This window comes from Streptococcus oralis (genome assembly GCF_001579525.1).
Taxonomy (GTDB): Bacteria; Bacillota; Bacilli; order Lactobacillales; family Streptococcaceae; genus Streptococcus; species Streptococcus oralis_M.
Genome location: NZ_LQZC01000011.1, coordinates 110,772 through 124,540, shown reverse-complemented (window position 1 = coordinate 124,540; position 13,769 = coordinate 110,772). Strand labels below are relative to the sequence as shown.

Annotated in this window: 13 protein-coding genes; 11 read left to right on the top strand and 2 right to left on the bottom strand. The window is 42.8% G+C overall.

Features of this window, described 5'->3' with window-relative positions; all coding sequences use genetic code 11:
* Positions 1-14 precede the first annotated feature (14 nt).
* From rpoC to SORDD25_RS07240, 9 genes are all read left to right on the top strand, one after another.
* On the top strand, positions 15-3,680 hold the full coding sequence (gene rpoC / locus SORDD25_RS07280; RefSeq protein WP_061853180.1) for a DNA-directed RNA polymerase subunit beta': 3,666 nt from the start codon (positions 15-17) through the stop codon (positions 3,678-3,680).
* Between the two features lie 110 nt (positions 3,681-3,790).
* Complete coding sequence (gene ndk / locus SORDD25_RS07275; protein ID WP_061853179.1) at positions 3,791-4,210, top strand: nucleoside-diphosphate kinase; 420 nt, start codon at positions 3,791-3,793, stop codon at positions 4,208-4,210.
* Between the two features lie 134 nt (positions 4,211-4,344).
* Positions 4,345-4,968 carry a hypothetical protein gene (locus SORDD25_RS07270; RefSeq protein WP_061853178.1) on the top strand — a complete coding sequence of 208 codons (624 nt, stop codon included), beginning with the start codon at positions 4,345-4,347 and terminating at the stop codon, positions 4,966-4,968.
* Positions 4,969-5,051: 83 nt separating this feature from the next.
* Positions 5,052-5,495 (top strand): tRNA (adenosine(37)-N6)-threonylcarbamoyltransferase complex ATPase subunit type 1 TsaE, encoded by a 444-nt coding sequence (gene tsaE / locus SORDD25_RS07265; RefSeq protein WP_061853177.1) that lies wholly within the window; start codon positions 5,052-5,054, stop codon positions 5,493-5,495.
* Positions 5,485-6,006 (top strand): GNAT family N-acetyltransferase, encoded by a 522-nt coding sequence (locus SORDD25_RS07260; RefSeq protein ID WP_061853176.1) that lies wholly within the window; start codon positions 5,485-5,487, stop codon positions 6,004-6,006. Before tsaE ends, SORDD25_RS07260 begins: the two co-directional genes overlap by 11 nt.
* Positions 6,007-6,010: 4 nt before the next feature.
* Positions 6,011-7,051 carry a glycopolymer--peptidoglycan transferase LytR gene (gene lytR, locus SORDD25_RS07255; RefSeq protein WP_061853175.1) on the top strand — a complete coding sequence of 347 codons (1,041 nt, stop codon included), beginning with the start codon at positions 6,011-6,013 and terminating at the stop codon, positions 7,049-7,051.
* 72 nt (positions 7,052-7,123) lie between these two features.
* Positions 7,124-8,380 carry a competence/damage-inducible protein A gene (locus SORDD25_RS07250; protein ID WP_061853174.1) on the top strand — a complete coding sequence of 419 codons (1,257 nt, stop codon included), beginning with the start codon at positions 7,124-7,126 and terminating at the stop codon, positions 8,378-8,380.
* A gap of 54 nt (positions 8,381-8,434) precedes the next feature.
* Positions 8,435-9,586, top strand: a complete 1,152-nt coding sequence (gene recA, locus SORDD25_RS07245; protein WP_061853173.1) for a recombinase RecA — start codon at positions 8,435-8,437, stop codon at positions 9,584-9,586.
* Positions 9,587-9,755: 169 nt separating this feature from the next.
* A complete protein-coding gene (locus SORDD25_RS07240) occupies positions 9,756-9,950 on the top strand; it encodes a PspC domain-containing protein (RefSeq protein WP_000415528.1) in 195 nt (64 codons plus the stop codon).
* A 131-nt stretch (positions 9,951-10,081) separates the two neighbouring features.
* On the opposite strand, the gene SORDD25_RS07235 is transcribed toward SORDD25_RS07240, so the two are convergent.
* Positions 10,082-10,636 (bottom strand): GNAT family N-acetyltransferase, encoded by a 555-nt coding sequence (locus tag SORDD25_RS07235; protein ID WP_000060281.1) that lies wholly within the window; start codon positions 10,634-10,636, stop codon positions 10,082-10,084.
* 110 nt (positions 10,637-10,746) lie between these two features.
* Here SORDD25_RS07235 and SORDD25_RS07230 point away from each other — a divergent pair, with 110 nt between their 5' ends.
* Both SORDD25_RS07230 and SORDD25_RS07225 read left to right on the top strand, forming a co-directional pair.
* Positions 10,747-12,117, top strand: a complete 1,371-nt coding sequence (locus tag SORDD25_RS07230; protein WP_061853172.1) for an MATE family efflux transporter — start codon at positions 10,747-10,749, stop codon at positions 12,115-12,117.
* 96 nt (positions 12,118-12,213) lie between these two features.
* Positions 12,214-12,930 (top strand): YebC/PmpR family DNA-binding transcriptional regulator, encoded by a 717-nt coding sequence (locus SORDD25_RS07225; RefSeq protein ID WP_061853171.1) that lies wholly within the window; start codon positions 12,214-12,216, stop codon positions 12,928-12,930.
* A gap of 49 nt (positions 12,931-12,979) precedes the next feature.
* On the opposite strand, the gene SORDD25_RS07220 is transcribed toward SORDD25_RS07225, so the two are convergent.
* Entirely contained in the window at positions 12,980-13,684 is a 705-nt protein-coding gene (locus SORDD25_RS07220) for a CD20-like domain-containing protein (protein WP_061853170.1), read from the bottom strand.
* Between the last annotated feature and the right edge of the window lie 85 nt (positions 13,685-13,769).

Here is a 13,769-nt window from a genome sequence, read left to right as displayed (position 1 = left end):
AAAGGGAAGAAATAGTGGTTGATGTAAATCGTTTTAAAAGTATGCAAATCACCCTAGCTTCTCCAAGCAAAGTCCGTTCATGGTCTTATGGAGAAGTCAAAAAACCTGAAACAATCAATTACCGTACCTTGAAACCAGAACGTGAAGGACTCTTTGACGAAGTCATCTTTGGTCCTACAAAAGACTGGGAATGTGCTTGTGGGAAGTACAAACGCATTCGTTACAGAGGGATTGTTTGTGACCGCTGTGGGGTTGAAGTAACGCGTACAAAAGTTCGTCGTGAGCGTATGGGGCACATCGAGTTGAAAGCTCCTGTATCTCACATCTGGTATTTCAAGGGGATTCCAAGCCGTATGGGCTTGACCCTTGATATGAGCCCTCGTGCCCTCGAGGAAGTTATCTACTTTGCGGCTTATGTGGTGATTGATCCGAAGGATACACCGCTTGAGCACAAGTCTATCATGACAGAGCGCGAATACCGTGAGCGCTTGCGTGAATATGGTTATGGTTCATTCGTTGCCAAAATGGGTGCCGAAGCCATCCAAGACCTTTTGAAACAAGTAGATCTTGAAAAAGAAATTGCTGAACTCAAAGAAGAGTTGAAAACAGCTACTGGACAAAAACGTGTCAAAGCCATCCGCCGTTTGGATGTTTTGGATGCCTTTTACAAGTCTGGAAACAAACCTGAATGGATGATTCTCAACATCCTTCCGGTTATTCCACCAGACCTTCGTCCAATGTTGCAGTTGGATGGTGGCCGTTTTGCCTCATCTGACTTGAACGACCTTTACCGTCGTGTTATCAACCGTAACAACCGCTTGGCTCGTTTGCTTGAGTTGAATGCACCAGGTATCATCGTTCAAAATGAGAAGCGTATGCTGCAAGAAGCGGTTGACGCTTTGATTGACAACGGTCGTCGTGGTCGTCCGATTACAGGACCAGGTAGCCGTCCACTGAAATCATTAAGCCACATGCTTAAAGGGAAACAAGGACGCTTCCGTCAAAACTTGCTCGGTAAACGTGTTGACTTCTCAGGACGTTCTGTTATCGCCGTTGGTCCAACGCTTAAGATGTATCAATGTGGTGTGCCACGTGAAATGGCGATCGAGCTCTTTAAACCATTCGTGATGCGCGAAATCGTTGCCCGTGACATCGTGCAAAACGTTAAGGCAGCTAAACGCTTGGTGGAACGTGGAGACGAACGCATCTGGGATATCCTGGAAGAAGTTATCAAAGAACACCCAGTTCTTTTGAACCGCGCACCGACCCTTCACCGTTTGGGTATCCAAGCCTTCGAGCCAGTCTTGATTGATGGTAAGGCCCTTCGCTTGCACCCGCTTGTCTGTGAAGCCTACAATGCCGACTTTGACGGGGACCAAATGGCCATCCACGTACCGCTTTCAGAAGAAGCCCAAGCAGAAGCTCGTATCCTCATGCTAGCTGCTGAGCATATCTTGAACCCGAAAGACGGTAAACCAGTTGTTACTCCATCTCAGGACATGGTTTTGGGTAACTACTATTTGACTATGGAAGAAGCTGGTCGTGAAGGGGAAGGAATGGTCTTCAAAGACCGTGACGAAGCTGTTATGGCTTACCGTAATGGTTATGTTCACCTCCACTCACGTGTAGGTATCGCGACAGATAGCCTTAACAAACCATGGACAGAAGAGCAAAAACACAAGGTCTTGCTTACAACAGTTGGTAAAATCCTCTTCAACGACATCATGCCAGAGGGTCTGCCTTACTTGCAAGAACCAACAAATGCCAACTTAACAGAAGGTGTTCCAGCTAAATACTTCTTGCCACTAGGTGGAGATATCAAGGAAGCAATCAGCAATCTTGAACTCAACCCTCCATTCAAGAAGAAAAATCTTGGGAATATCATCGCTGAAATCTTCAAACGTTTCCGTACGACAGAAACTTCTGCCCTACTTGACCGCATGAAGAACCTCGGTTACCACCACTCAACTCTTGCAGGTTTGACAGTGGGTATTGCCGATATCCCAGTTGTTGAAGACAAGGCTGAAATCATCGAAGAATCACACAAACGTGTAGAACAAATCACCAAACAATTCCGTCGTGGTATGATCACAGACGACGAGCGCTACAACGCTGTTACAGCTGAATGGCGTGCAGCCCGTGAAAAATTGGAGAAACGTTTGGTTGCCAACCAAGATCCTAAGAACCCAATCGTTATGATGATGGACTCTGGAGCCCGTGGTAACATCTCAAACTTCTCACAGCTTGCCGGTATGCGTGGTCTGATGGCCGCTCCGAACGGACGTATCATGGAATTGCCAATCCTTTCAAACTTCCGCGAAGGTTTGTCAGTACTCGAAATGTTCTTCTCAACTCACGGTGCCCGTAAAGGTATGACCGATACGGCCCTTAAGACAGCCGACTCAGGTTACTTGACTCGTCGTTTGGTTGACGTTGCCCAAGACGTTATCATCCGTGAGGACGACTGTGGAACAGACCGTGGTCTCTTGATCCGTTCTATCGCAGAAGGAAAAGAGATGATCGAGTCTCTCGAAGAACGCCTCAACGGTCGTTACACTAAGAAAACTGTTAAACATCCAGAAACTGGTGCAGTGATCATCGGTCCAAATGAGTTGATTACAGAAGACAAGGCGCGTGAAATTGTCAATGCTGGTGTGGAAGAAGTGACTATCCGTTCCGTATTTACATGTAACACTCGTCATGGTGTCTGCCGTCACTGTTACGGTATCAACTTGGCGACTGGTGATGCGGTTGAAGTTGGTGAAGCAGTTGGTACAATCGCTGCCCAATCTATCGGGGAACCTGGTACACAGCTTACAATGCGTACCTTCCACACGGGTGGGGTTGCCTCAAATACCGATATCACTCAGGGTCTTCCTCGTGTCCAAGAAATCTTTGAAGCCCGCAATCCTAAAGGGGAAGCGATCATCACAGAGGTCAAAGGACAAGTTACAGCTATCGAAGAAGACGCGTCAACTCGTACCAAGAAAGTCTTTGTTAAGGGTGAAACTGGCGAAGGTGAGTACGTGGTTCCATTTACAGCACGTATGCGTGTCGAAGTTGGAGACCAAGTCTCTCGTGGTGCAGCATTGACAGAAGGTTCTATCCAACCTAAACGTCTCCTTGCTGTTCGTGATGTCTTATCAGTTGAAACCTACCTTCTCGGTGAAGTACAAAAAGTTTACCGTAGCCAAGGGGTAGAAATCGGTGACAAACACATCGAGGTAATGGTTCGTCAAATGATCCGTAAAGTTCGTGTCATGGATCCAGGTGACACAGATCTCCTCATGGGTACCCTCATGGATATCAATGACTTTACAGATGCCAACAAGGATGTTCTTATCGCAGGTGGAGTTCCAGCGACTGGTCGTCCAGTCCTTATGGGAATTACCAAAGCCTCACTTGAAACCAACAGTTTCTTGTCAGCGGCTTCCTTCCAGGAAACAACTCGTGTCCTTACAGATGCGGCCATCCGTGGTAAGAAAGACCATCTCCTTGGACTCAAGGAAAATGTTATTATCGGTAAAATCATCCCAGCAGGTACTGGTATGGCTCGCTACCGTAACCTTGAACCACAAGCTATCAATGAAGCAGAATATCTGGCTCCAGAACAAGAAGAGGCAGAACTTGCTCCTGTAGAGGAAGTTGTGGAAATTCAAGTTGAAGAAACAGTAGAATAAAAGCAAACAAGAGAACCCAAAGGTTCTCTTTGCTTTATTTCAGAAAATTTTCCCACTTTTTCATAAAGTATGGTAGAATAGAAGAACTAAAATGCCAAGGAGGTGTCCGTATGGAACAAACATTCTTTATCATTAAGCCAGATGGTGTGAAAAGAGGTCTGATTGGTCAGGTTCTGAAAAGAATCGAGGAGCGTGGTTTCAAAATCGAAAAATTAGAGTTGCTTTCAAAAGTTTCAGAAGATTTGATTGACCAACACTATCAAGACTTGGTTGAAAAAAGTTTTTATCCTCCTATCCGTCAGTTTATGACTTCAGGACCAGTAGTGGTGGGCATTCTATCAGGTCCGAAAGTGATTGAAACTTGGCGAACCATGATGGGGGCTACTCGTCCAGAAGAAGCTCTGCCAGGAACTATCCGAGGAGATTTTGCCAAGGCTGCAGGAGATAATCAAGCCATTCAAAATGTAGTTCATGGCTCCGATTCGGAAGCTTCTGCGAAACGCGAAATTGCTCTCTGGTTTAAGGATTAGACTGGTAAAAGAACAGTTCTGTACACAACAGAGCTGTTTTTTGGTCAGTTGAGCACAAAAAAAGGACACTTGAGGCGGAAACAATCATTTCAAACTCCTCACAAGGTATAATCCCATATAGGGAGGGAAAAGAAATGGTAAAATCAATTCGCCTATTGTTACTGATTGCAGTCATCCAGATTAGTTTTAGTAGTTGTCTATTATGGAAAGAATCCTTTTTATCTTTAAAACAGGCTAATGCTTATTTTTTGATTTTGATAGTAGGAATTTCTGTTCTTTGTGCTGGGATAAATTATTTCCATACAGCAGACCAGTCTAGACATAGTATTTTACATGTTCAAAAGAAAGTGAGTCTTGTTTATTGCCTCCTTTTAGTAGTCAATCTTCTTGCAACCTGTCTGGTTCTCTCAGAAAGCATCCAAACCACTAGCAAATTGCAGCAGGAACTGGTTGACCTCTTTTTACCCTCCTTCTTTTTCTTGCTCGGAGTAGATCTATTGATTTTCTTACCTTTTGATAAAATTTTTCGCGATATAGAAAATCGCCTAAATAAAAAGAAAACAGTCGTCATTTCCGTTCTAGCTACGATGGTTTTCTTGAGGAATCCCTTAGTGATTTCCTCGATTTTCCTTTATATCAGTGTTGGTTTTCTATGCGCACGTTTCCTTTTTCCCAAATGTATCCAAAGGGAAATCTCCTTTTATGGACACCTGATTCGGGATATCCTGTTTGTTTTTTCAATAGTTGTATTCTTTTAAGTGGAGGAAAAATTTTCAAAATTATTATAGTAAATCCATAAAGAAAATTCACACAAAAGAAAACTTTCTGGTATAATAGTAGCATGCACACAAAAAATGAAGAAGAGCTTCTAGCTCTCGGAGAAAGATTAGGTCATTTGCTTCAAAAAGACGATGTTCTGATCTTGACTGGAGAGTTGGGAGCGGGTAAAACAACCTTTACAAAAGGCCTTGCTAAGGGCTTGGATATCCGTCAGATGATTAAAAGTCCAACCTATACCATTGTCAGAGAGTACGAAGGGCGTTTGCCACTTTACCACTTGGATGTCTACCGTATCGAAGGTGATGCTGATTCTATTGACTTGGATGAGTTTCTCTTTGGTGGCGGTGTGACTGTTATTGAGTGGGGGCATCTTTTGGATGAAGATTTACCAGATTCTTACTTGAAGTTGGAAATTTTGAAAGAAGCAGATGGTCGTTGTCTTCATTTTACAGCTCATGGTTCTCGGGCTGAACAACTCATCAAGGAGCTTCAAGATGGAGTATGAGTTGTGTATTCGTGAGGCAGAGATTTCAGATGCTACAGCCTTAATTGCATTTTTAGATTGTGTCGGTCAAGAGACAGATTTTACCAGCTTGGATGAAAATGGCATCATGATGACAGCTTCTGAAATGGCTCTTTTTATCGAAAAACAAGCTGGATCAGAGAATCAAATTACTCTCCTCGCCTTACTGAATGATGAGATTGCAGGAGTTTTAAATATCACAGCGGACCAACATTTAAGAGTTCGACATATCGGTGATGTTTTTTTAGCAGTTCGCAAGAAATTTTGGAACCAAGGCTTGGCAACTATACTTCTAGAAGAAGGCATCGAGTGGGCTAAAACCAGTGGTGTCTTGCGCCGTTTGCAACTTAGTGTACAAAAACGAAACGAGGCTGCGATCCACCTCTACTCAAAAATGGGATTTATCACAGAAGGCTTACAAGAAAGAGGAGCCTATTTAGCAGAAGGGATATTTTTAGATGTTTGTCTTATGGGCAAGCTGATAAATAAATAACGAGATGATTAAAAAATTAATTGGAATGATGCTAGGTTTCCTGGCAGTAACAGTTTTAGGTGTAGCGGTTTATGGCTATACCATCTACCAACAGGGAACAGAAACTCTAAGTAAAAATACTTACAAAAAAATCGGGGAAGAAACCAACGTTATCGAAGCGACGGAGCCTCTGACCATCCTCTTGATGGGGGTAGATACGGGAAATGTGGAACGTACAGACCCGTGGGCGGGAAATAGTGATTCTATGATTCTCTTGACGGTTAATCCTAAAACAAAGAAAACCACAATGATGAGTTTGGAACGGGATATTTTGACCAAGATTGAGACTGGAAACGGTCAAGTTCAGGAAGCTAAACTCAATGCGGCCTATGCTAATGGTGGTGCGGAACTTGCAATTTCTACTATTCAAAAGATGATGAATATCCACATTGACCGCTATGTGATGGTTAACATGCAGGGGCTTCAACAATTGGTGGATGCAGTTGGTGGGATCACCGTCAACAATACACTCGGTTTCCCAATTTCGATTGCTGACCAAGAAGAGTTTAATAAGATTTCCATCGGTGTTGGAGAACAAACCTTGAATGGTGAGGAAGCTCTGGTGTATTCACGGATGCGTTACCAAGACCCAGAGGGAGACTATGGTCGTCAAAAACGTCAACGTGAAGTCATTCAAAAAATCGTTGAGAAGGTTTTGAGCCTAAACAGTGTGAGTCATTATCAAGGCATCCTCAAAGCTTTGAGTGATAACATGCAGACCAATGTAGACTTATCAGCTAAGAGCATTCCACAATTGCTTGGCTATCAAGATTCTTTCAAGAACATCGAAACGCATCAATTGCGAGGAGAAGACGCTGAGCTACAGGGAATTTCTTATCAGATTGTCACTTCAGAACATATGCTCGAGATGCAAAATCTCTTGCGTCGTTCACTAGGTAAAGAGCCAGTGACAGAATTGGAAACCAATGCGGTACTGTACGAAACAGCCTTTGGTCGGACAGCACCTTCAACCAGTACGAACGCTTCAAACGAAGAAGCAGAATAAGAAAAGAATCAAATCGTGGGAAATTTCCTGCGATTTTTTCAAAAAAATTCGAATAGATAAGTAGGAGGAAACATGAAAGCAGAAATTATTGCTGTTGGAACAGAAATTTTAACGGGGCAGATTGTCAATACCAATGCTCAGTTTTTATCAGAGAAACTAGCCGAAATCGGGGTAGATGTCTACTTCCAAACAGCTGTTGGAGATAATGAAGCTCGTCTTTTGTCCTTGCTTGAGATTGCGAGTCAACGTAGTAATCTTGTGATTTTGACAGGGGGCTTGGGACCAACTGAGGATGATTTGACCAAACAAACTCTAGCAAAATTTTTGGGAAAAGATCTAGTGTTTGACCCTCAAGCGCAAGAGAAACTGGATATTTTCTTTGCTCATAGACCTGACTATGCTCGGACACCGAATAATGAGCGCCAAGCTCAAATTGTAGAAGGGGCGACTCCACTGCCAAATGAGACAGGTTTAGCAGTAGGAGGGGTGTCGGAAGTGGATGGCGTAACCTACGTGGTCCTTCCAGGACCGCCGAGTGAATTGAAACCCATGGTCTTAAATCAACTCTTGCCCATGCTGATGACAGGAACCAAACTGTACTCACGAGTGCTCCGTTTCTTTGGAATTGGGGAGAGTCAGTTGGTGACCATTTTGGCGGATTTGATTGACCATCAAACCGATCCGACTTTGGCGCCGTATGCTAAGACGGGAGAAGTGACCTTACGCTTGTCTACAAAAGCAGTCAATCAAGAAAAGGCTGATCAAGCACTGGACATCCTAGAAAATCAAATCTTGAGTCGCCAAACTTTCGAGGGAATTTCTCTACGAGACATCTGTTATGGATATGGGGAAGAAACCAGTCTCGCAAGTGTCGTTGTAGAAGAGCTAAAGAAGAGACAGAAAAGCATTACTGCGGCAGAAAGCTTGACGGCAGGTCTCTTTCAGGCTACTTTAGCAGACTTTTCAGGTGTTTCAGCTATCTTTAATGGCGGTTTTGTCACTTACAGCCTAGAAGAAAAGTCTAAGATGCTGGATATTTCTGAGAAAGAGCTAAAAGAACACGGGGTCGTTTCTGAGTTTACGGCTCAAAAAATGGCAGAGCAGGCACGACTTAAGACTCAGTCTGACTACGGAGTTAGTTTGACGGGTGTGGCAGGGCCAGATAGCCTAGAGGGGCATCCAGCTGGTACAGTTTTTATTGGACTCGCACATGCAAAAGGGACAGAGGTGATCAAGGCTAATATCGCAGGACGGAGTCGAGCAGATGTTCGACATATTGCGGTCATGCATGCCTTTAACCTAGTTCGCAAGGCTTTATTAAGTGACTAAATTTTGGTATAATAAAAGATAGGTCTAAGGACCAGTAGAATATAGGAGAACAAAATGGCGAAAAAACCAACAAAAAAATTAGATGAAATTGGGAAAAAATTTGGAGCAGACCGTGAAAAAGCATTGAACGATGCTCTTAAATTGATTGAGAAAGACTTTGGTAAAGGCTCAATCATGCGTTTGGGTGAGCGCGCGGAGCAAAAAGTTCAAGTGATGAGCTCAGGCTCATTGGCTCTTGACATTGCCCTTGGCTCAGGTGGTTATCCTAAAGGACGTATCATCGAAATCTATGGACCAGAATCATCTGGTAAGACAACGGTTGCCCTTCACGCTGTTGCGCAAGCACAGAAAGAAGGTGGTATTGCAGCCTTTATCGATGCGGAACATGCTCTTGACCCAGCCTATGCTGCAGCCCTTGGTGTGAACATTGACGAATTGCTCTTGTCACAACCAGACTCAGGAGAGCAAGGTCTTGAAATTGCAGGAAAATTGATTGACTCAGGTGCAGTTGACCTTGTTGTTATTGACTCAGTTGCGGCCCTTGTACCTCGTGCAGAAATCGATGGGGACATTGGAGACAGCCACGTTGGTTTGCAAGCTCGTATGATGAGCCAGGCCATGCGTAAACTTGGTGCTTCTATCAATAAAACCAAAACAATTGCCATCTTTATCAACCAATTGCGTGAAAAAGTTGGGGTCATGTTTGGAAATCCAGAAATAACTCCTGGTGGACGTGCTCTGAAATTCTACGCTTCAGTCCGTTTGGATGTTCGTGGAAGCACACAAATCAAGGGAACTGGTGACCAAAAAGATACCAATGTCGGTAAGGAAACCAAGATCAAAGTCGTGAAAAACAAGGTGGCTCCACCATTTAAGGAAGCCTTTGTTGAAATCATGTATGGAGAAGGGATTTCTAAGACTGGTGAGCTCTTGAAGATCGCAAGTGATCTCGATATCATCCAAAAAGCGGGAGCATGGTACTCTTACAAGGGTGAAAAAATCGGACAAGGATCTGAAAATGCTAAGAAATACTTGGCGGATCACCCAGAGATTTTTGATGCCATTGACCACCAAGTCCGTGTTCAATATGGTTTGATTGAAGATGAAGAAGGGACAACTCCTACCTCTGTTGCGGAAAATCTAGCACCTAACCAAGAAGTAACGCTTGACCTAGGCGATGGACTTGAAATCGAAATTGAAGATTAAAAATGAAAGCGGAGAAGTCCTTCTCTGCTTTTTATGTTTAATTATTAAGTCTCCATAAGCTTCAAAAGCGTAATAAAAGAGTATTTAATCAAAAAAATTAAAAAAACTGTTGCAAATTTTTTAATTTGATGATAAAATTAAATCATTCTATAAAAAGGAGACTACTATAATGGAAAAACGCCTTGTTCGTAACGTACAAGACAAAAAGATTGCTGGTGTTTGTGCAGGTATCGGTGACTACTTTAACATGGACCACACACTTGTTCGTGCACTTTGGATCATCTTCACTCTACTTGGTGGTTCTGGAATCTTAGCTTATGCTGTTCTCTACTTCCTTCTTCCAGAAGGCAATGCAGAAGCTTAAGCCATAGGGAGAATAAAAGTTTATTCTGATCAGTTGAAAATAAAAAATGCATGTAATCGTGGATTACATGCATTTTTATATGTAGCTTCTATCGAAAAAGAGAGGTTCTTCACCAGATGGACAAGTCTTGTTTAATGGTCACTAAAACGACGATACTCTATATGAAAGTCAAAATAATGTTCATTCTGTAACTTTTGGAAGATATCGCGATAGGCCTCTTCGTCAAAATGGTCGCCACGGTAGAGAATTTCAAAACTCAAACCATCGTACTCTAGAAAAGCATTGGCTGATTTAAAGCCATTTTGGCGATAGAAGTCCATGCGGGCCTTCCTTTGCTCCAAGTTATCGCATTCTTCATCTAATCGCTCGACTTCCAGCAACATGGTTCGCTGGTAAAAATCGGTTAGCTTTTCGATAATTTCCTTTCCGTACCCGTGGCTTCTCAGGTGGGGCATGATGGCAAAAAAACTGATATAGAAAGCTTTTGGGTTGGAAATAGAGAAAGCAAAGCCGACAAACTCTTCCTGGTTATAAAAGGCAAAGAAGTGGGCATCATCTCGGTCCTGATAGCGCAAGAACTCAGACAGAGGAACTCGTTCTTCCTCGGGGAATGCTTCCTTGTTTAGCTTTTCAACCTTATCTAGATCAGGAAATACATCAGTTATTAATTGACTGGTCAAACTCATAAATGACCTCCTTTTCTTGATTATAGCAAATTGTTTCTCTGTAAGCAATTGATTTCAAACTTAGTGGATAGAGCCTTGTCGCTCCTTTAGAAAGCTGATATAATAGCTTTATGAATAAGAAACGATCCGTGGACTTAATACATGGTCCTATTCTTCCTGCGCTGTTAAGCTTTGCCTTTCCAATCTTGCTGTCAAATATCTTTCAGCAACTCTATAATACAGCTGACGTCTTGATTGTTGGGCGTTTTCTTGGTCAAGATTCCTTGGCAGCAGTAGGGGCGACAACTGCCATTTTTGACTTGATTATAGGCTTTACGCTTGGTGTTGGCAATGGCATGGGGATCGTCATTGCCCGCTATTATGGGGCTCGGAATTTTACAAAGATCAAGGAAGCAGTAGCAGCAACTTGGATTTTAGGTGCTCTTTTGAGTATTTTGGTCATGCTGATGGGATTTGTCGGTCTGTATCCTCTCTTGCAATACTTAGATACTCCTGCAGAAATCCTTTCTCAGTCCTATCAATATATTTCTATGATTGTGACCTGTGTAGGCGTCAGCTTTGCCTATAACCTCTTTGCAGGTTTGTTGCGGTCTATTGGTGACAGTCTGGCTGCGCTTGGTTTTCTGATTTTTTCTGCCTTGGTCAATGTGGTTCTGGATTTGTATTTCATTACGCAACTGCATCTAGGAGTTCAATCTGCGGGGCTTGCTACCATTATCTCGCAAGGGTTGTCAGCGGTTCTCTGCTTTTATTATATCTGTAAGAGTGTTCCAGAACTGATCCCTCAACTCAAGCATTTTAAATGGAACAAGGCCTTGTACGCGGATCTTTTAGAGCAAGGTTTGGCCATGGGTCTGATGAGTTCTATTGTGTCTATTGGTAGCGTGATTTTACAGTTTTCTGTCAATACCTTTGGAGCAGTGATTATTAGCGCACAGACGGCGGCTAGACGCATTATGGCCTTTGCTCTCCTTCCGATGACGGCTATTTCTTCTGCTATGACGACCTTTGCCTCTCAAAATCTCGGGGCTAAGCAACCAGACCGCATAGTTCAAGGTCTTGGTATTGGGAGTCGTTTGAGCATGTCCTGGGCAGGTTTTGTTTGTGTCTTCCTCTTTTTTACCAGTCCAGCCTTGGTTTCCTTCTTGGCCAGTTCAACAGATACTTACTTGGTAGAAAATAGTAGTCTTTACCTGCAAATCAGTTCAGTCTTTTATCCGATTTTGAGCCTTTTGCTGATTTATCGGAATTGTTTACAGGGCTTGGGGCAAAAAATCTTACCACTTGTTTCCAGCTTTATAGAACTAATCGGGAAAATCGTTTTTGTGGTCTTGATTATCCCTTGGGCAGGCTATAGGGGGGTCATCCTTTGCGAACCCCTTATCTGGGTTGCCATGACTACACAACTGTACTTTTCACTTTTTCGCCATCCCCTGATAAAAGAAGGCAAGGCAATCTTGGCAGCCAGAGGACAATCCTAGCTGGATTTGCTGAATAAAATCCATTTCCTCTAGTGAAAATCGAAAAAACTTGTGTTATAATAAGAAAGATTAAAATGAGAAAAAAGGAGATTCCTAATGGGACGTAAATGGGCCAATATCGTAGCCAAGAAAACGGCTAAAGATGGAGCTAACTCTAAAGTATATGCAAAATTTGGTGTAGAAATCTATGTAGCAGCTAAAAAAGGTGATCCAGACCCAGAATCAAACACTGCTTTGAAATTCGTTATCGACCGTGCTAAACAAGCCCAAGTGCCAAAACACGTTATCGATAAAGCGATTGATAAAGCAAAAGGAAACACAGACGAAACCTTTACAGAAGGACGTTACGAAGGATTTGGACCAAATGGTTCTATGCTGATCGTTGATACCTTGACTTCAAACGTCAACCGTACCGCAGCTAATGTTCGTGCAGCTTTTGGTAAAAACGGCGGAAACATGGGTGCTTCAGGTTCGGTTTCATACCTCTTTGACAATAAGGGTGTTATTGTATTTGCAGGTGAGGACGCTGACGCAGTCTTTGAGCAATTGCTCGAAGCAGATGTGGATGTGGACGATGTAGAAGCAGAAGAAGGAACAATCACTGTTTACACAGCTCCAACAGACCTTCACAAGGCTATTGTTACCCTTCGTGAGTCAGGCATCGAAGAATTCCAAGTGACTGAACTGGAAATGATTCCTCAGTCAGAAGTGGAATTGTCAGGGGAAGACCTTGAAACCTTTGAAAAACTGTACAGTGTTCTTGAAGACGACGAAGACGTACAAAAGATCTACACAAACGTAGATGGATTCTAATAGAAAAACGAACAGTTTTACTAGCTGTTCGTTTTTTTGATATTTGAACTTAGACTCTGGTTTCAGAATCGTTTTGTTGCTTGCTTTTTTCTAGACCTAGACCGACTGCATGTTTTTGGACGAGCAAGAGTTGCCCATTGTCATCTTTTGCAAAAGTTAAGGTAACAGTCTTAATCTTGTCTCCAATAGAGATATAGGTGATTTTTCTCGTATTGTAACCCCCAATAGTGGAGTCAAACTCGGAGTCTGGTAGCCCGTGTTTTTTGATAATATCCTTGTAGTTGGTACCACCTTTTCCTTTGTTGTCAAGGTCACCTTCGATTAAGGCATCGAACTGTTCTTGGGTCCAGGTGAAGGAATCCTCTTCCTCCTCTTCAGGGATGAAATCACTGCTATCATCTGTCAAGTCGCTTTCTTCTTCGCGTTCCATTGAGGCACTGGCCTCTCTGTAGGAGCGGTTAAATTCCCTGACAAAATCATTGTAGACATTAGCGTACAGTACCTGGGTCGTAAAGAAAAGGACAATAGAAGCAACTGCGAGGGATGTTCCGATAATGGCCATTGTTTTTCTTTTTTTGAGGTTGACGATAAGGCCGATAATCCCCAAGATAAATGCGACAATGGCGATGAAAAATGATAGATAGTTAATAAACGGGATCCAGGATCCTAAAAGTGCGATGGCTCCAAAAATGGTTGCTAAGATTCCTAAAACTCGTTGTTCTTCTGGTTTCATTTGAACGTTTTCTCCCTTCATCGAATGAATGGATTTCTATCCACAGTAGTTAGTGCTTATTATAGAAAAAATATTGCCTAATGTCAATTTAAACTAAAATAGTTCT